The organism is Rathayibacter sp. SD072, from assembly GCF_017355185.1.
In the GTDB taxonomy this organism is placed as follows: Bacteria; Actinomycetota; Actinomycetes; order Actinomycetales; family Microbacteriaceae; genus Rathayibacter.
This window is the reverse complement of record NZ_JADILJ010000008.1, coordinates 19,230-36,517: the sequence shown is the minus strand read 5'-3', so window position 1 is coordinate 36,517 and position 17,288 is coordinate 19,230. Positions and strand designations below refer to the sequence as shown.

Below are 17,288 nucleotides of genomic sequence, written 5' to 3'. Positions count from 1 at the left end.
GCCGGTCCGGCGAGCCGAAGGTGAGGCCTGGAGCATGACGAAGGGCCGCCTGCGCGTGCTGCTCGGGGCGGCGCCCGGCGTCGGCAAGACCTACACGATGCTCGAGGAGGGCCGCCGGCTCGCCGACGAGGGCCGCGACGTCGTGGTCGCCGTGGTCGAGACGCACGGCCGCTCGGCCACCGCCGCCGTGCTCGAGGGCCTCGAGGTGGTGCCGCGCCGCCGCCTCGAGCACCGCGGAGTCGCGCTCGAGGAGATGGATCTGGAGGCGGTGCTCGAGCGCCGCCCGGACATCGCGCTGGTCGACGAGCTCGCGCACACCAACGCCCCCGGTTCGCGGAACACCAAGCGCTGGGAGGACGTCCGCACCCTGCTCGAGGCCGGCATCACCGTGTTCTCGACGGTCAACATCCAGCACATCGAGTCGCTCAACGACGTGGTCCACGCGATCACCGGGGCACCGCAGCGAGAGACGATCCCGGATGCGGTGCTCCGCTCCGCCGACCAGATCGAGGTCGTCGACTTGGCGCCGCAGGCCCTGCGCGATCGGCTCGCCGACGGCCGCGTCTACCCGCCGGAGCGCATCGACGCGGCGCTCTCGAACTACTTCCGCCTCGGCAACCTCACCGCGCTGCGCGAGCTCGCCCTGCTCTGGCTCGCGGACGAGGTCGACAGCGCGCTGCGCGACTACCGCGTCGAGAACGGCATCGACAGCACCTGGGAGGCGCGCGAGCGCGTGGTCGTGACGCTCACCGGAGGGCCGGAGGGCGAGACGCTGCTGCGGCGCGGGGCGCGGATCGCGGCGCGCTCCTCCGGGGGCGACCTGCTGGCCGTGCACGTGGTGACGCCGGACGGACTGCGCACCCCTCGGCCGGACCTGCTCGAGGCGCAGCGCGCGCTGGTCGAGTCGCTCGGTGGCAGCTACCACCAGGTCGTCGGCGAGGACGTGCCGCGCGCGCTCGTCGAGTTCGCCCGCTCGGTCAACGCGACCCAGCTGGTGCTGGGAGTCAGCCGCCGCAGCCGACTCGCGGCGGCCCTCACTCCGGGCATCGGCGCGACGGTCATCCGGGAGTCCGGCAACATCGACGTGCACATCGTCAGCCACTCGGCCGCGGGGCGCAGCGCACTGCTCCCCCGGCGCGCGGGCGCGCTGACGCTGCGGCGCCGGCTGGCCGGGGCGGGCCTCGCCCTCGTCGGCGGACCGCTGCTCACGTGGCTCCTGTCGATGCTGAGGAACGACGAGTCGATCACGAGCGACGTGCTCTCGTACCAGCTGCTCGTGGTGCTCGTCGCGCTCGTCGGCGGCATCTGGCCCGCGCTGTTCGCGGCCGTGCTCTCGGGATTGACGCTCGACTTCTTCTTCGTCGATCCGCTCTACACGATCACCGTCGACGAGCCGCTGCACGCGCTCGCGCTGGTCCTCTACGTGGTCAACGCGGTGCTGGTGAGCTCGGTGGTCGACGTGGCGGCACGGCGCTCGCGGGCGGCGAAGCGCTCGGGGGCGGAGTCGGAGCTGCTCGCGACGATCGCCGGCGGGGTCATCCGCGGCCAGGGAGCGGTGCAGGCGATCCTCGAGCGCGCGCGCGAGGCCTTCGGGCTGACGGGCGTGCGGCTCGTGCGCGACGGAGCGACCGTGGCCGTGGACGGGGAGCCGCAGGAGGAGCCGGTGTCGGTGCCGGTCGGACGCAGCGCCGTGCTCGAGCTGCACGGCCGCGAGCTCGAGGCGAGCGAGCGGAGGCTGCTGCAGGTGATCGCGGCGCAGCTCGACTCCGTCCTCGAGAACGCGGCCCTGACCGAGACGGCGAGCGAGCTCGCTCCGCTGGCCGAGACCGACCGGGTGCGCAGCGCCCTGCTGTCGGCGGTCAGCCACGACCTGCGCCGTCCGCTCGCCGCCGCGACCGCCGCGGTCAGCGGGCTGCGCTCGCCCGATATCGCGTGGAGCGACCGCGACCGGCAGGAGCTGCTCGCCACCGCCGACGAGAGCCTGACCGTGCTGGCGGCCCTCGTCACCGATCTGCTCGACGTCACGCGTCTCGAGGCGGGGGCGCTCGCCGTGGCGCTCGCTCCGCTGGACGCGGCCGACGTGGTGCTGCCGGCGCTGGACGAGCTGGGGCTCGGACCCGGCGAGGTCGATCTCGACCTGGACTTCGACGCGCCGGAGCTGCTCGCCGACGCGGGGCTGCTGCAGCGCGTGATCGTGAACCTGCTGGCGAACGCCTCGCGCTACGCGCCTCCCGGGACCCGCGTGCGCATCGCGACCAGCGCCTTCGGCCGCTCGGGGCAGATCCGCATCGTCGACCACGGTCCTGGTGTGGCTCCGGAGCGCCGGGAGGAGATCTTCGTGCCGTTCCAGCGCCTGGGCGACGACGACAACCTGACCGGGCTGGGGCTGGGGCTCGCGCTGTCGAAGGGGTTCACGGAGGGGATGGGCGGCACGCTCGAGACCGAGGACACTCCGGGGGGCGGGCTGACGATGGTGGTGACGCTGCCGCTGGCTCCGGCCGCTCCTGCTCCCATCGCTCCTGAGGAGGACGCGTGAAGATCCTGATCGCCGACGACGACCCGCAGATCCTGCGGGCGCTGCGCATCACCCTCATGGCGCGCGGCTACGAGGTCGTCACCGCGGGCGACGGCACGGAGGCGGTCAACCGGGCGGTGGACGAGCATCCGGACCTCTACATGATCGATCTGGGCATGCCGCGGCTCGACGGCGTGGAGGTGATCCACGCGCTGCGCGGCTGGACGAGTGCGCCGATCCTCGTGGTGTCGGGGCGGACGGGGGCGGCCGACAAGGTCGACGCGCTCGACGCCGGAGCGGACGACTACGTGACCAAGCCGTTCTCGATGGACGAGGTGCTCGCGCGCATCCGGGCCCTGTCGCGGCGTGTGCAGCCGGCCGACGGCGAGCCGCTCGTGGTGATCGGCGACGTGACGATCGACCTTGTCGCCAAGAGCGCGACGCGGGCGGGCGCGGGGGTGCGGCTCACTCCGACGGAGTGGCAGGTGCTCGAGATCCTGGTGAGGAACGCGGGGAAGCTGGTGACGCGACGCTCGCTCCTGGACGAGATCTGGGGGCCCGCGCACGTCACCGACACGGGCTACCTGCGGCTGTACCTCGCGCAGCTGAGGAAGAAGCTCGAGCCGGATCCGTCGCATCCGCGGTACCTGCTGACGGAGGCGGGGATGGGGTACCGGTTCGTTCCGGGGGTCTGAGGGGGGTCTCGATACGCCCCTTCGGCCTGATCGACCAGCGCCGACGGTGCTCGACATGCGGTTCTCCGGTGATCGAGTAGCCCGCGCATCGAGATCCACCCGCCCCGGTACAGGCGTCAGCCGGCGTGCGGGAGCAGCACTTCCACGACGCCGTCGGTGACGCGGGTCTCGAACCTCGGCTGGGGCGACGTGGCGGGGCCGCGGAGCACCTCGCCCGACTCCAGGGAGAAGGAGCTGCCGTGCCAGGGGCACGAGACGCAGGCCTCGCCGTCCTTCGCCTCCTGCAGCTCGCCCTCGTCGAGAGGGCCGGAGAGGTGGCTGCAGACGTTCGACAGCACGTTCACCTTCCCGCCGTGGCGGAAGGCGAGCAGCGGAGTGCCGGCGACGACCTTCTTCACGAGCTCCTTCTCGGGCAGCTCGCTCAGCGGGCCGAGCTCCTGCCAGCCGGCGGGGAAGCGGTGCGGCACGTCCTCGGTGTGGTTCGCTCCGGACGCCTGCCGGTAGCTGAGGTGCCCGCCGAGGTACCCGCCGCCCGAGACGACGGCCAGGCCCAGCATGCCCAGGACCTTCCCGCTCGTGCGGTGGCCGCGCCCGCGCTCGACGAAGGAGGCCGCGTAGAGGGCCGTCGCGACGATGTTGGCGGTGGCGTGGACGAGTCCGACGCGGGTCTGCTGCTCGTGCAGCTCCGACCAGTCCGTCCAGCCCGTCGCGGCGGTCGGCAGGACGCTGACCACTCCCAGCCCGACCAGGGCGCGGGCGGCGCGGTCGTTGCCGGGCAGGAGGTCGAGGACCGCGGCCGACACCCAGGCGCCGGTAGGGACGAGGACGAGCAGCGGATGCACGGGGTGCCCGACCGGGACGCCGTGCAGAACGTCGCGTACCGGCTGAGGGCGGACGACCGCGTTCACGACGTTCTTCACGCGCCCGACGAGCGGGTCGAGGGCGGCGGCGTTCTCGAGGCGGCTGACGAGCTTGACGAACTTCATTTCGCGCATGCCCCCAGCGCACTCCGCCGGGGCCCGCGACAACAGGGGTTGCGGTGTGCGCCGTGAGGGAACCCCGGACCGTCGAGGGAACCGGCTGTTGCGGGATGTCTCGACGGTTCGGGGTTCCCCCGGTGCGGGCGGAGGAGAATGGGAGGACCCCCAGCGAAGGAGAACCCGTGGATCAGCCGCGCATGAACGTCGAGTCGTTCAACCTCGATCACCGCACCGTCGCCGCGCCGTACGTGCGCCTCGCCGACGCCAAGACGCTGCCGGGCGGCGACCACCTCGTGAAGTACGACGTGCGCTTCACCCAGCCCAACCGCGCCCACCTCGAGATGCCGACCGTGCACTCCCTCGAGCACCTGTTCGCCGAGAAGTCGCGCAACCACTCCGACCGCGTCGTCGACTTCTCGCCGATGGGCTGCCAGACCGGCTTCTACCTGATCCTCTCGGGCGAGCCCGAGCTGCCCGAGGTGCTCTCGCTCGTCGAGGACACCCTCCGCGACATCACCGAGGCCGACGAGGTCCCCGCCGCCAACGAGACGCAGTGCGGCTGGGGGGCCAACCACTCGCTCGAGGGCGCTCAGGAGGCGGCGCGCGCGTTCCTCGCGCAGCGCTCCGAGTGGGAGACGGTGACCGCGTGAGCGACGCGATCGTCCTGGTGGCGATGGACGAGGAGGCGCAGCCGTTCCTCGAGAAGGCCGAGCGCGCCTCCGAGCCGCGGACCGTCGGCAACGCTCTGCAGTACGACCTCGAGATCGACGGCGGCACCGTGCTGCTCGTGCGCACGGGCGTGGGCCTCGTGAACGCGGCGGGCGGACTGACGGCCGCGGTCCTCCAGGATCCGTCGCCGCTGGTGATCAGCGCCGGCTCGGCCGGCGGGCTGGGCGCGGAGGTGCGGGTCGGCGATGTGGTCGTCGGCGACGAGTACGTGCAGACGGACGCCGACGCCCGGGCCTTCGGCTACGAGCTGGGGCAGGTCCCCGGCATGCCGGCGCGCTACTCCGGGCACGCCCCCGCCCTCGCGGCCGAGCTGGTCGCGGAGGTGCCGAACGGTGCCGTCCCGGTGCGTCGCGGGTTGATCGTGTCGGGGGACGTCTTCGTCTCGGGCGACCACGTCGAGCGGGTGCGCGGCGCGTTCCCCGCGGCGCTCGCGACCGACATGGAGTCGGTGTCGCTCGCGCAGACGGCGCACGTGCACGGCGTGCCGTTCGTGTCGGTGCGCGGGATCTCGGACCTCTGCGCTCCGGGGCAGTTCGAGGCGCACGTCGACGACGCGGCGGACCGCTCGGCGGTCGTCGTGCTGGCACTGCTGCGGGCGCTGCGCGCGGCCTGAGACGGCCACCGCTCGCGAGTCGACCCCCTCCGGGGTCTGCGTGAACTGCAGGCCCCGTTCCGCGCCGACTCGGTCGAGCGGTCAGGACCGGGTGGACTCGGAACGGGGCCCGCGCCGTGCGCAGGGCCCCGTTCGCGTCGAGTCGACGGAGGCGCTACTCGTCGCCGATGCGCTGGTCGGCGGCCTTCTCGGCACCGTCGATCTGGCCGTCGAACTTCCCGCCGGAGGCCTTGCCCGCGGCGTCGCCCGCCTTGTCCAGACCCTGATCGGTCATCTTCTCGCCCTTGTCGCTGTTCGCGAAGTCCTTGGCCTTGTCGCCGAGTCCGCCGAGGTCCATGGTCGTTCCTTCCATCGGAGAGCGCCCGCCGGTCGGCGGGTCCAGGCCAGTCTGCGCGCGCTGAGGGGGCGTCCCCCAGGGGTTGCCGCGGGCCCGCCGCCGGGTGCACCCTCGGCGCCGACGTCCTGCTGCCGGCGCGGGTTGCGACTCGACGCGGATCGGGCGCGCCTACGGCATCAGCGGCAGCCGCCCCACGATCTTGTCGACGCGGTTCCGCGGGCCGACCAGGCTCACGGCCAGGTACTCGACCACGTCCGACCCGCTGCCCGCGACCGAGGCGAGGAACTCGTCGTACACCCGCGTCGCCTGCGCGGCGACCGGCACGTCCGCGACGAACACGTCGGGGTGCGCCTCGGCCTTCGTGCGGAGGGAGGCGAGCGCCGCCGCGTCGGCGACCAGGATCGAGCAGCCCGCCCAGGGCAGTCCGACGTGCACCGAGCCGTCGGCGTCGGGAGCATCCGGACCGAGCAGGCCCGCGACTCCGGACGACGTGGCCGCCGCCGCGCAGACGGCCGCGTTGACCGCGCGGCCCGCGGGCAGCGACCCGTCGACGACGATCACCCACTTCAGTCGGGCGGAGCGGGTGGATGCGGCGGTGTCGATCTCGTCGGGCGCGAATCCGATGGGCATGGTGGTCTCCTCCTGAGCGGTGTGCGGGGTCGATGCTAGGGGGATGTGCGGAGCAGCTGCGCGATGACCGTACGAAGTACGGAGGCGACCCTAGAATCGCCCCCATGGACGAACTCGATGCGGCGATCCTCCGCGAACTGCAGTCGGATGCACGGAAGTCGAACCGCGACGTCGCGGCCGCCGTCGGGGTCTCGCCCACCACGGCGCTGGATCGCACGCGGGCGCTCCGGGCCCGCGGGGTGATCCGCGGGGCGGTGCTCGACGTCGATCTCGGAGCGATCGGCCGTCCCGTCCAGGCCCTGATCGCGGTCCGCATCCGCCCGCCGTCGCGCGTCGCGATCGAGGCGTTCCGCGACTGGGTGTCGGCGCTGCCCGAGACGATCGGCCTGTTCGTCACCGCGGGCACCGACGACTTCGTGATCCACGTCGCCGTGCCCGACAACGAGGCTCTGTACGCGTTCGTCATCGATCGGCTGACCCAGCGGCGCGAGGTCGCGGACGTGCGCACCTCGGTGGTCTACGAGCACCTGCGGAGCACTCCGGCGATCCCGTGACGGGAATTCCTCCGGAGATGTCGATATCCGTCCTCGCCGTTCGACGCCACAGTAGGAGGACGCATCCGGCGCCCCGGACACGAAGGAGAGAACCGTGAAGTACATGCTCATCATGCGCGCGACCGACGAGGCCAAGAAGGCCTACGAGTCGATCCCGTTCGACGAGATCATCACCCGGATGGGCCAGTACAACGAGGCCCTGATGACCGCTGGCGTCCTGCTCGCCGGAGAGGGCCTCGCGGACGACGTCGACACGACGGGCTTCGTCGTCGACTTCTCGTCCGAGCCGCCCGCCGTCACCGACGGCCCGTACGGCGAGACCCACGAGCTGTTCAACGGCTTCTGGATGATCCAGGTCTCGTCCAAGGAGGAGGCGAAGGAGTGGGCGCTGCGCTGCCCGCTCGTCCCCGGCAACAAGCTCGAGGTGCGCCGCGTCACCGACGAGAGCGACTTCGCGGACTTCGCCGACAACGAATTCCTCCAGAAGGAGGAGGGCTGGCGCGACGAGCTCGGGCAGGCCCGCTGACGATGGACGCGAGCAGGGCGGCCGTCGACGCGGTCTGGCGCATCGAGAGCGCCAGGATCGTCGCGACGCTCGTGCGGACGACCGGCGACGTCGGCCTCGCCGAGGACCTCGCCCAGGAGGCCCTCGTCGAAGCGCTGAAGCAGTGGCCGGAGTCGGGGGTGCCGCGGAACCCGGGCGCGTGGCTGACCGCGGTCGCGAAGCGCCGGGCGGTCGACGGCTGGCGGCGGCGCGAGCGGCTCGACGAGCGGTACCGCGCGCTGGCCCACGACCTGCAGGAGGGCGCGGAGGACGAGTGGGAGCCGATCGGCGACGACGTCCTCCGCCTCGTCTTCGTCGCGTGCCACCCGGTGCTCTCGCGCGAGGCGAGCATCGCGCTGACCCTGCGACTGGTCGGGGGCCTCAGTGCCGAGGCGATCGCGCGGCTGTTCCTCGTACCCGTCGCGACGGTGCAGCAGCGCATCGTCCGGGCGAAGAAGTCGCTGGCCGCGGCCGACGTGCCGTTCGAGACTCCCGAGCCGGCGGAGTGGAAGGGGCGGCTCTCCGCCGTGCTCGGCGTGGTCTACCTGATCTTCACCGAGGGGTACGCCGCCACCTCCGGCGACCGCTGGGTGCGGAGCGAGGTGGCGCAGGAGGCGCTGCGGCTGGGCCGCGTCCTCGCCGGCCTGCTGCCGCGCGAGCCGGAGGTGCTGGGGCTGCTCGCCCTGATGGAGCTGCAGGCGTCGCGCCTCGCCGCGCGCACCGCGGCCGACGGCACTCCGGTGCTGCTCGAGGACCAGGACCGCACGCGCTGGGACCGCGCGCAGATCACTCGGGGCCGCGAGGCGCTGCTCCGCTCGGATCGGCTGGGCCGCGGCCGCGGCTCCTACGCGCTGCAGGCGGCGATCGCCGAGTGCCACGCCGTCGCCCCGAGCGTCGCCGCGACCGAATGGGAGCGGATCGCGCTGCTCTACGAGGTGCTGGGGCGCATCGCTCCGAGCCCCGTCGTGGAGCTCAACCGCGCGGTGGCGGTGTCGATGGCGACGGGTCCCGCGTCGGCCCTGCTGATCGTCGACCGTCTGGCGTCGGAGGGGGCGCTGCGGGGATCGCACCTGCTGCCGAGCGTGCGGGGGGAGCTGCTCGCGCGCCTGGACCGGAGGGAGGAGGCGCGCTCGGAGTTCGCGACGGCCGCCGCCCTGGCCGGCAACGACCGTACGCGCGCGCTGCTGGAGGCGCGAGCGGCGTCGCTGTGATGCCGCACCTGCCCGCCCCGCGAACCGGGTCCAGTTCCACTCCTCAAAAGTTGTCGTACTCGAGTGCCGAGTACGACAACTTTTGAGGACTCGCTTCTTCGGCCGGAAACCAGTGTCCAAGAGTCGTCGTACTCGAGCTCGAGTACGACGACTTTCGAGGAGTGGTGTGGAGCGGGGCGGGGCGGGGCTACGCCTCCGTCACCACGCCGCCCTCGACCCGCCACTGCCGGTTCAGCTGCACCGTCTCGAGCATGCGCCGGTCGTGGGTGACCAGCAGCAGCGTGCCCTCGTACGACTCCAGGGCCTGCTCGAGCTGCTCGATCGCCGGCAGGTCGAGGTGGTTCGTCGGCTCGTCGAGCACCAGCAGGTTCGTGCCGCGCGCCTGGAGCAGCGCCAGCGCCGCGCGGGTGCGCTCGCCGGGCGACAGCTCGCCCACCGGCCGTCCCACGTGGTCCGCCTTCAGCCCGAACTTCGCCAGCAGTGTGCGCACCTCGGCGGTCGGGTACTCCGGAACGAGCGCCTCGAAGGCGTCGGCGAGCGGTGCGTCGGAGGCGAGCATCGCCCTCGCCTGGTCGATCTCGCCGATCGCGACGCTGGTGCCGAGCGAGGCCGACCCGTCCTCGGGCGCGGCGCGGCCGAGCAGCAGCGACAGGAGGGTCGACTTGCCGGCGCCGTTGGGTCCGGTGATCCCGATCCGGTCCCCCGCGTCGACCTGCAGCGAGACGGGGCCGAGCGTGAAGGAGCCGCGGCGCGCGACCGCTCCGCTCAGCGTCGACACGACCGAGCTCGAGCGCGGCGCCGTGCCGATCGTGAAGGCCAGCTGCCACTCCTTGCGCGGCTCCTCGACCTCCTCGAGGCGCGCGATGCGGCTCTCCATCTGGCGCACCTTCTGCGCCTGCTTCTCGCTCGACTCCGACGACGCCTTGCGCCGGATCTTGTCGTTGTCGGGCGCCTTCTTCATCGCGTTCCGGACGCCCTGACTCGACCACTCGCGCTGCGTGCGGGCCCGCGAGACCAGGTCGGACTTCTGCTCCGCGAAGTCCTCGTACTTCTCGCGGCGCTGGCGGCGCGCGGTCTCGCGCTCCTCGAGGTACGACTCGTAGCCGCCGCCGAACACGGTCGTGGTGCCCTGCGCGAGATCGAGCTCGAGCACGCGCGTGACGCTGCGGCGCAGGAACTCCCGGTCGTGGCTGACCAGCACGACCCCTCCGCGCAGGCCGCGGACGAACGCCTCGAGGCGCTCGAGCCCGTCGAGGTCGAGGTCGTTCGTCGGCTCGTCCAGCAGCACGACGTCGAACCGCGACAGGAGGAGCGCTGCGAGTCCCACGCGCGCCGCCTGCCCGCCCGACAGGGAGGTCATGAGGGAGGAGGCCGCCACTCCGCCCTGCCCCAGTGCGAGGCCGAGGTCGGCGAGGACCACGGGGGTCCGCTCGTCGAGGTCGGCCGCGCCGCTCGCGAGCCAGCGGTCGAGCGCGAGGGCGTAGCGGTCGGCGATGCTGCCGTCCGGATCGGGGTCGGCGAGAGCGGAGGCGGCCGCGTCCAGCTCGGCCGACGCCTCGGCGCAGCCCGTGCGGCGGGCCAGGTACGCCGAGACGGTCTCGCCCTCGCGCCGCTCGTGCTCCTGGGGCAGCCAGCCGACGAACGCGTCGCCCGGGGCCAGCACGACCCGGCCGTCCAGCGGAGCGGTCTCGCCCGCGAGGATGCGCAGCAGGGTGGACTTGCCGGCTCCGTTCGCTCCCACGACGCCGACCACGTCCCCGGGGGCGACCGTGAGGTCGAGTCCGTCGAACAGGGTGCGGTGCGCATAGCCTCCGGAGAGGCCCTTGGCGACGAGGGTGGCGGTCACCGGTCCAGCGTAGGCGGCGCCGGGAGGTCGGTCCGGATCGCTAGAGGCTCTGATAGCACGCGCGTCTAGGATGGCCGGATGAGCGAGACGACCCAGAGGAGCGGCGCCGGGTACTGGTATCCCGACGAGTCCTCCACCCGGCGCGCCGTCGAGGTGCTCAGCGCGATGCGCACCTACCGCGTCTCGGAGGTGGCGATGCGCCGCCGCACCCGCGAGAAGATGGCGATGGGCGAGACCGATCTGATCGCCATCCAGTACCTCCTGCGGCGCCAGCGGAGCGACGAGATCGTGAGCGCGAAGGACCTCGCTGCGCACCTCTCCATCTCCTCCGCCTCGACCACCGTGCTGATCGACCGGCTCGTCCGCAGCGGCCACCTCGTGCGGAAGCCGCACCCCACCGACCGGCGCGGCATCGTCGTCGAGGCCACCGTGGACAGCGACCGCGAGGTGCGCGAGACGCTCGAGCACATGCACCGGCGCATGCTCGAGATCGCCGAGGGCCTCGAGGCCGGCGAGGCCGAGGTCGTCGTCAACTTCCTCCGCCGGATGAGCTCCGCGGTCGACGAGATCGACGCCGAGATCGAGGATGAGGACGCCGATCAGCCGCATTCCGAGAGTTAGCTAGATTCTCTAGTAGAAAGTCTGTCTAGAGATAGGCTGAGGCCATGGGTCAATTCCTCTACGGCACGCCGCCGGCCGTCATCGAGATCGAGGACCGGACCCTGGCTCATCTCCAGATCGTGATCTACGCCAAGTTCCGCCGCGACGAGCGCTTCCCGCTCACCCTCGACGCCATGCCCGAGGGTGCCCGCGGCCGCCACTCCTTCTGGATGAACCCCAACATCGCTCTGCAGTTCCACTTCGCGGGCAGCCGCCAGCCGACGATCAACCCGGCCTGGGTCGAGCTGCTCATGGACGCGGCGAACGGCGGAGGCGGCCTGCGCATGCTGCCCGAGCCGCACGCCTGAGCCGGACGCGGCGCGTCCGACGCCGGCGCCCGTCTCCTAGGGTGGACCCGAGTGCCCGGGGCGGGGGCTCGACGAGGGGCGGGGACACATGCGGGCAGCACGGGCGGGATCGGCACGGAGCCACGCGGCACGGAGCCACGCGGTACGGAGCCACGCGGTACGGAGCGGGGGCGCGCTGCTGGCGCTCGCCGCGGCCCTCGCGCTCACCGGCTGCTCGGCGCCGAGCCCGACCCCGACGGTCACCGTCACGGTCTTCGCGGAGGCGACTCCGACTCCCGACCCCACCGTGACCGCCGCGCTGCCACAGGCCACGGCCACCGTGTTCGTGCCGCAGCCGGAGGTCACCGTGACCATCACTCCGAATCCCGTTCCCGAGATCCCCGAGACCGCCTTCGCGACCGACTTCGGCTCGGCTCCGGGAGCGACCGGCACGCCGACCACGAACGGCGCGGGCGCGATCGTCGGCTACACGGTCGTGGCGGGCGACACGTTCTTCGACATCGCGCAGCGCTTCGGGATCCCCGTGCAGCAGCTGCTCCGGATGAACACGGAGGTGGCGGGGGCCGGCGAGGCCGTCTACATCGGGCGCGTGATCAACCTCGACGCGAGCACGCTCGGCTGACCGGCCGAGGGGGCAGAGGCGACCGGTACGGACGGACCGGCTGAGCCGACCGGTCCGCTACTGCGATTTCGGCAGGATGTGGAACGCGACGGCCAGCGACAGCGAGATCGCCGCGATGCCGCCGAAGAAGATGAACCCGGCCAGCTCGGGGAACAGGAAGGCGTTCCCGAGGGCGAGGATCCCGCCGAGGAACAGCGCGAACGCGAGGACGACGCCCAGACCAGTCATTCCCTCATCGTACCGGGCTCACGGGAGCAGGAGGGTCGCGAGCTCCTCCGCCTCGGACACCACGGCCACCGTGCCGGCCGCCTCGGCGGGGGACCCGTAGCCCCACTCGACCATGATCGTCGGGATCCCGTGCGCCGCGGCGCCGTGCACGTCGTGCTCGCGGTCGCCGACCATGACCGGCGCCGAGAGGTCGACGTCGAGCTCGCGGAGGCGGCGGAGCGCCTCCTCGACGACGTCGGCCTTGGCGCTGCGAACCTCGTCCTCCGAGGCGCCGCAGATGACCGTGAAGTACTGCGCGAGACCGTAGTGCTCGAGGACCCGGCGCGCGGCCGACTCCGGCTTCGACGTCGCCAGCGACAGGGGCACGCCCGCCTCGGCGATGCGGGCGAGGACGTCGGGGACGCCGGGGTAGACGGAGGAGTCGAAGAGACCGCCGGCGTTGTAGCGGCGGCGGTACACGGCGAGGGCGGCCTGCGCCTCCTCGGCGCTCATCCCGCCGAGCGCGCGGAACGCGTCGAGCAGGGGCGGGCCGACGTAGGCCAGGAGCTCGACGGGGGTGGGGACGGGGCGGCCCAGCTCGACGAAGGTGTCGACGAGCGTCCCGGTGATGCCGGGCGCCGAGTCGGTGATCGTGCCGTCGAGGTCGAAGAGGATGCAGGTCCAGGTTCCGGCGCGTTCGCCGAGGCCGGTCGGGGCGAGTGTCGTGTCGGACATGGCGGGGCTCCTGACCTCGGGTGACGCGGGGGACGCCGACGCTGCCCCGTCGGGGGAGAACACTCTACGGGCGCTCGGTGCTCTCGAGTGCGTTCTCGATGAACGAGCGGGTCACGACCTGGGCGATCGAGCCGGCGTCGAGCTGCACGGCGACGAAGTCGGCGGTGCGGATGAGCGCGAACGCCTCGCGCCCGGGCAGCACCAGCATCTGCACGCGGGGGTGCTGCTGGCGCGGGATCGCGGTGCGGACCTCGTCGGTCGAGGTGAAGAGCGGGAGCACCTGCTCGCCGGTCGTCGTCGCGACCGTCCGCACGTGCGGCACGCCTCCGGGCTGCGAGCCCGTGACGTCGACCACGAGCGAGCCCTCGAGGCAGGCGGTGAGGAGGCGATCGACGGCCTCCGTGGACGGAGCGGCGACCAGTGCCTCCAGAGCCTCGCGCGCCGGGGCGTTGCGGTAGGGCCCGGGCCGTGCCGGGCGGGCGGGGGGTCCGACTCTCCGTGCCATGCCTCTCACGCTATCCGGGATCGCTTCGCACTCCGAATCGGCGGATCGGTTCTGATCGGCGCCTTTCCCGCATGAATCCCCCGTCGTGAAGTCGTCCTCTGAGAGGAATGCCGTCACCGACGAATGCAGTGTCCGACGATTGCTGTGCAAGTCGTGGGAGTACGCTATTGCGGCGATTCTTCGCGACAAGGGACCGGATAAAGAGCGCGACGGGCTCGAATCATCACCGAGAATGATCTCTGCTCGGGAGAAAGGGGGTAATGTCTTCTCTCGTCCAGTACTTAACAGGAGGAAAAGTGGCTCAGAAGATCACTCTCGTCGACGACATCGACGGAACGCCCATCGATTCCGGAGAAGGCGGAACCGTCCGCTTCAGCATCGACGGTGCCAACTACGAGATCGATCTCGGCCCCGACAACATCGAGGCTCTGCACTCCGCTCTCGAGAAGTTCGTCTCCAGCGCCCGTCGGGTCGGCTCCCGCCCCGCGGCCGCCTCCTCCGTCGCCTCGGCGTCCAAGAGCGACCCCAAGCAGCTCAAGGCGATCCGCGAGTGGGCGAACGCCAACGGGCACCAGGTGTCCGACCGTGGCCGCATCCCGGCCGAGGTCCAGGCGGCGTACGCCGCCGCCAACAAGTAGAGCGTCCCGCTCGAACGGTGAAGGCCCCCGCGGAATCCCGCGGGGGCCTTTCCCGTGAACGCTAGAACAATCGGGTGTGCGAATCGTCCACGCCGCGCATGGACTCGTAATCGAGGACGACGCAGCGGATACCGCGGTCCTGCGCCAGAGTCCGCGCCTGCGGCTTGATCTCCTGCGCGGCGAACACTCCGGTGACGGGCGCGAGATGGGGATCGCGATTCATCAGCTCGAGATAGCGGGTGAGCTGCTCGACTCCGTCGATGTCTCCGCGGCGCTTGATCTCGACCGCCACACTCGCTCCGCGGGAATCCCTCGCGAGGATGTCGACGGGGCCGATAGCGGTCATGTACTCGCGGCGGACGAGGGTGTGACCGTCGCCGAGGAGATCGATCTGCTCGGCGAGCAGGCGCTGCAGGTGCGCCTCCACTCCGTCCTTCACCAGACCCGGATCCACGCCCAGTTCGTGGGCGGAGTCGTGCAGCACCTCGTGGATCGAGACGACGAGGGCGTCTCCTGTCTTCTTGTGCGCGACCGTCCACTGCTCGACGACGCCCGACTCCCGGGCGGTCTCGTCCGGCTCCGTGGAGATCAGCGTGCACGGCGGGCTCATCCAGTTCAGCGGCTTGTAGGAGCCGCCGTCGGAGTGGACGAGCACGCTGCCGTCGGCCTTGACCAGCAGCAGTCGGGTGGCGAGGGGGAGGTGGGCGCTGAGACGGCCGGTGTAGTCGACGGAGCAGCGCGCGATGACGAGACGCACCCGTCGAGGATAGACGCGGGCGCGGGCGGCCGCTCGGGGTTCAGGCCATGCGGACGACGTTGCCGGTGACGCGCCGGCCGGCCGGGGACACGAGGTACGAGACGAGGTCGCCGACCTCCTCCGGCTCGGCGACGTCGAAGAACGAGTCGTTCGCGGCGACGGCCTCGCGGACGTCGTCGGTCACCCAGCCCGTGTCGGTGACGGGCGGGTGGACGGCGTTGGCCGTGATGCCCAGGGGGCTCAGCTCGAGCGACGCCGAGATCGTGTAGTTCACGAGGGCGGCCTTGGCGGCTCCGTAGGAGACCTCGCCGGGGAAGCCCCGCTCGCCGCCGGAGGTGAGCGAGACGATGCGGCCGCCGTGGCCGCCGCGGGCCTCGAGCCGCGCGGCGAGCTCCGAGATCAGCAGGGCGGCGGCGCGGGCGTCGACCGAGAGGACGGCGTCGATGCTCGCGGCGTCGACCCGGCGCTGCGGGCGCCCCATCCAGTCGCTCTCGCGGGCGCGGAAGGTGTCGATGACCGATCCGGTCGCGTTGTTGACGAGCACGTCGACCGGGCCGAGCGCCTGCTCCGCGGCGTCGAACAGCGCGGCGGCCGAGGCGGCGTCGCGCAGGTCGGCCGAGACGGCGATCGCCCGCCCGCCCGCGGCGCGGATCCGCTCGGCTACCCTCTCGCCGTCGCTCGCGTGGGCGCGGCGCTGGCGCTCGGGCTCGTACTCGGGCAGGTCCTCGGCGAGGAACGCGACCAGCACGGCGAGGCCGTCGGCCGCGAGGCGCTCGGCGATCGCGGCTCCGATGCCGTGGTTCGCCCCGGTGACCAGGGCGACCCGGCAGGGCTCGGGGCTCGGGGTGGTCATGCGGACTCCGTCACGCGCGCGGGACGAGCCGCGGGGGAGGCGAGGCCGGCGACGACCACGAGCGTCAGCACCAGGAAGAGGGCGTTCAGGAGGCCGAAGTGCTCGCCGAGGAAGCCGATCGCGGGCGGTCCCACGAGGAAGGCGACGTAGCCGAGCATCGCGACCGCGCTGACCCGGGCGGCCGAGTGGGCGCCCTCCGCGGCGGCCGACATGCCCACGGGGAAGCCGAGCGAGCAGCCCAGGCCCCAGGCGACGGCTCCGGCGATCACCAGCGCGTCGACGGGAGCGAGGATGAAGAGCAGGATGCCCACCACGGCCAGCAGCGCGGAGGCGCGCAGCACCGGCACGCGGCCGAAGCGGTCGAGCACGGGCCCGCCGATCACGCGGCCGACCGTCATCGCGGCCACGAAGACCCCGAAGACGACGGCGGCCGTGGTCTGGTCGGTGCCGTGGCCGTCGACCATCGCCAGCGTCATCCAGTCGTTCGCCGACCCCTCGGCGAAGGCCATGCCGAGCATGATCAGGCCGATGAAGACCAGGCGCGGATCGCGCCAGACGCCGAGCGAGGCGGCCACGCGCTCGCGCACCGGCGCCTTCGCGGTGGCGACGCCCTGCGTGTCGAGATCGGTGCGCACGGGCACGGAGCGGATCGCGACGAGGACGGTCGCGACGATGACCACGGCGACGCCGACGAGGTGCGCGGCCACGGGGATGCCGAGGGCGGAGGCCGCGGCGCCGATCAGCGCGCCCGCGACGGTGCCGAGGCTGAAGAAGGCGTGGAAGAGCGGGAGGAGGGTCGTGCCGAAGGCCTTCTCGTTCGCGGCTCCCTCCACGTTCATCATCACGTCGACCGCGCCGTTGCCGAAGCCGAGCAGCGCCATGCCCGCGAAGGCGAGGGGGAGGGTGCCGAGCGAGTCGGCGGCGACGCCGAGGATCGCGACTCCCGAGGCGCACACGGTGAGGCCCGCGACCATGCCGCGTCGGGCGCCGAGCATCGACATGATCGCCGTCGAGAGCGCCAGGCCGACGATCGCGCCGATCGACATCGCCAGGATCAGCACGCCGACGTCGGCGGTGCTGAGGCCCAGCGCGTCGCGGATCGCGGGGGTGCGCGACACCCAGGTCGCGACGGCGAGACCGCTCAGCACGAAGATCGTGAAGACGGCGTTGCGCCACGCGACGAGCTGTCGGCGGGTGAGGTCGGAGGTGCTGGTCATGATCGTGTTCCTGGAGCGGGCGCGGCCCGAGTGCCCGCTGCGGCGTCTCGGGCCCGCGAAGCGGGACGTGGGCCCTGTCGAATCGATTCGAGCCGGGCCGGACTAAGCTATCCAGAACCTGCGGGACGGTCA

The 17,288-nt window shown here is 72.3% G+C and carries 21 protein-coding genes; 11 read left to right on the top strand and 10 right to left on the bottom strand.

The genetic code is table 11. The features are described 5' to 3' along the window. Positions 1–34: 34 nt before the first annotated feature. On the top strand, positions 35–2,536 hold the full coding sequence (locus IOC53_RS05060) for a DUF4118 domain-containing protein (RefSeq protein WP_207403281.1): 2,502 nt from the start codon (positions 35–37) through the stop codon (positions 2,534–2,536). Further along, positions 2,533–3,210 (top strand): response regulator, encoded by a 678-nt coding sequence (locus tag IOC53_RS05055; protein ID WP_207403280.1) that lies wholly within the window; start codon positions 2,533–2,535, stop codon positions 3,208–3,210. Before IOC53_RS05060 ends, IOC53_RS05055 begins: the two co-directional genes overlap by 4 nt. A 116-nt stretch (positions 3,211–3,326) precedes the next feature. Here IOC53_RS05055 and IOC53_RS05050 read toward each other — a convergent pair whose 3' ends face one another. After that, positions 3,327–4,205 (bottom strand): Rieske 2Fe-2S domain-containing protein, encoded by an 879-nt coding sequence (locus tag IOC53_RS05050; RefSeq protein WP_207403279.1) that lies wholly within the window; start codon positions 4,203–4,205, stop codon positions 3,327–3,329. 182 nt (positions 4,206–4,387) lie between these two features. On the opposite strand from IOC53_RS05050, the gene IOC53_RS05045 reads away from it, so the two are divergent. Continuing rightward, positions 4,388–4,840: an S-ribosylhomocysteine lyase gene (locus IOC53_RS05045; protein WP_207403344.1), complete on the top strand. Its 453-nt coding sequence runs from the start codon at positions 4,388–4,390 to the stop codon at positions 4,838–4,840. After that, positions 4,837–5,532 (top strand): 5'-methylthioadenosine/S-adenosylhomocysteine nucleosidase, encoded by a 696-nt coding sequence (gene mtnN, locus IOC53_RS05040; protein WP_307786071.1) that lies wholly within the window; start codon positions 4,837–4,839, stop codon positions 5,530–5,532. The genes IOC53_RS05045 and mtnN overlap by 4 nt, the downstream gene beginning before the upstream one ends. A 154-nt stretch (positions 5,533–5,686) precedes the next feature. Here the strand turns inward: mtnN and IOC53_RS05035 are convergent, their stop codons facing one another. Both IOC53_RS05035 and IOC53_RS05030 read right to left on the bottom strand, forming a co-directional pair. Continuing rightward, complete coding sequence (locus IOC53_RS05035; RefSeq protein WP_207403278.1) at positions 5,687–5,869, bottom strand: antitoxin; 183 nt, start codon at positions 5,867–5,869, stop codon at positions 5,687–5,689. A gap of 168 nt (positions 5,870–6,037) precedes the next feature. Then, on the bottom strand, positions 6,038–6,499 hold the full coding sequence (locus IOC53_RS05030) for a DUF2000 domain-containing protein (RefSeq protein ID WP_207403277.1): 462 nt from the start codon (positions 6,497–6,499) through the stop codon (positions 6,038–6,040). 104 nt (positions 6,500–6,603) lie between these two features. On the opposite strand from IOC53_RS05030, the gene IOC53_RS05025 reads away from it, so the two are divergent. The 3 genes from IOC53_RS05025 (at position 6,604) to IOC53_RS05015 (ending at position 8,808) form a co-directional block, all read left to right on the top strand. Continuing rightward, positions 6,604–7,053: an Lrp/AsnC family transcriptional regulator gene (locus tag IOC53_RS05025; protein ID WP_207403276.1), complete on the top strand. Its 450-nt coding sequence runs from the start codon at positions 6,604–6,606 to the stop codon at positions 7,051–7,053. Positions 7,054–7,147: 94 nt separating this feature from the next. Beyond that, entirely contained in the window at positions 7,148–7,579 is a 432-nt protein-coding gene (locus IOC53_RS05020; protein ID WP_207403275.1) for a YciI family protein, read from the top strand. 2 nt (positions 7,580–7,581) lie between these two features. Then, positions 7,582–8,808, top strand: a complete 1,227-nt coding sequence (locus tag IOC53_RS05015) for an RNA polymerase sigma factor (RefSeq protein WP_207403274.1) — start codon at positions 7,582–7,584, stop codon at positions 8,806–8,808. A 187-nt stretch (positions 8,809–8,995) separates the two neighbouring features. Here IOC53_RS05015 and IOC53_RS05010 read toward each other — a convergent pair whose 3' ends face one another. Beyond that, positions 8,996–10,654 carry an ABC-F family ATP-binding cassette domain-containing protein gene (locus tag IOC53_RS05010; RefSeq protein ID WP_207403273.1) on the bottom strand — a complete coding sequence of 553 codons (1,659 nt, stop codon included), beginning with the start codon at positions 10,652–10,654 and terminating at the stop codon, positions 8,996–8,998. A gap of 78 nt (positions 10,655–10,732) precedes the next feature. Between IOC53_RS05010 and IOC53_RS05005 the strand changes: the two genes are divergently transcribed. The 3 genes from IOC53_RS05005 (at position 10,733) to IOC53_RS04995 (ending at position 12,244) form a co-directional block, all read left to right on the top strand. Then, a complete protein-coding gene (locus IOC53_RS05005) occupies positions 10,733–11,275 on the top strand; it encodes a MarR family winged helix-turn-helix transcriptional regulator (RefSeq protein ID WP_207403272.1) in 543 nt (180 codons plus the stop codon). A gap of 44 nt (positions 11,276–11,319) precedes the next feature. Continuing rightward, positions 11,320–11,622, top strand: a complete 303-nt coding sequence (locus IOC53_RS05000; RefSeq protein WP_207403271.1) for an ATP-dependent DNA ligase — start codon at positions 11,320–11,322, stop codon at positions 11,620–11,622. An 88-nt stretch (positions 11,623–11,710) separates the two neighbouring features. Then, positions 11,711–12,244: a LysM domain-containing protein gene (locus IOC53_RS04995; RefSeq protein WP_207403270.1), complete on the top strand. Its 534-nt coding sequence runs from the start codon at positions 11,711–11,713 to the stop codon at positions 12,242–12,244. 57 nt (positions 12,245–12,301) lie between these two features. On the opposite strand, the gene IOC53_RS04990 is transcribed toward IOC53_RS04995, so the two are convergent. From IOC53_RS04990 to IOC53_RS04980, 3 genes are all read right to left on the bottom strand, one after another. Next, positions 12,302–12,472: a hypothetical protein gene (locus tag IOC53_RS04990; protein WP_207403269.1), complete on the bottom strand. Its 171-nt coding sequence runs from the start codon at positions 12,470–12,472 to the stop codon at positions 12,302–12,304. An 18-nt stretch (positions 12,473–12,490) separates the two neighbouring features. Beyond that, positions 12,491–13,186, bottom strand: a complete 696-nt coding sequence (locus IOC53_RS04985; RefSeq protein ID WP_207403268.1) for an HAD hydrolase-like protein — start codon at positions 13,184–13,186, stop codon at positions 12,491–12,493. 64 nt (positions 13,187–13,250) lie between these two features. Continuing rightward, a complete protein-coding gene (locus IOC53_RS04980; protein ID WP_207403267.1) occupies positions 13,251–13,691 on the bottom strand; it encodes an SseB family protein in 441 nt (146 codons plus the stop codon). A 260-nt stretch (positions 13,692–13,951) separates the two neighbouring features. Here IOC53_RS04980 and IOC53_RS04975 point away from each other — a divergent pair, with 260 nt between their 5' ends. Beyond that, on the top strand, positions 13,952–14,329 hold the full coding sequence (locus tag IOC53_RS04975; protein ID WP_242682941.1) for an Lsr2 family protein: 378 nt from the start codon (positions 13,952–13,954) through the stop codon (positions 14,327–14,329). 61 nt (positions 14,330–14,390) lie between these two features. Here the strand turns inward: IOC53_RS04975 and nucS are convergent, their stop codons facing one another. The 3 genes from nucS to IOC53_RS04960 are packed head-to-tail and all read right to left on the bottom strand — an operon-like array spanning position 14,391 to position 17,156. Beyond that, positions 14,391–15,086 carry an endonuclease NucS gene (gene nucS, locus IOC53_RS04970; protein ID WP_207403266.1) on the bottom strand — a complete coding sequence of 232 codons (696 nt, stop codon included), beginning with the start codon at positions 15,084–15,086 and terminating at the stop codon, positions 14,391–14,393. A gap of 40 nt (positions 15,087–15,126) precedes the next feature. Then, positions 15,127–15,939 (bottom strand): SDR family NAD(P)-dependent oxidoreductase, encoded by an 813-nt coding sequence (locus IOC53_RS04965; protein WP_207403265.1) that lies wholly within the window; start codon positions 15,937–15,939, stop codon positions 15,127–15,129. After that, entirely contained in the window at positions 15,936–17,156 is a 1,221-nt protein-coding gene (locus tag IOC53_RS04960; RefSeq protein WP_207403264.1) for an MFS transporter, read from the bottom strand. The genes IOC53_RS04965 and IOC53_RS04960 overlap by 4 nt, the downstream gene beginning before the upstream one ends. Positions 17,157–17,288: the final 132 nt, after the last annotated feature.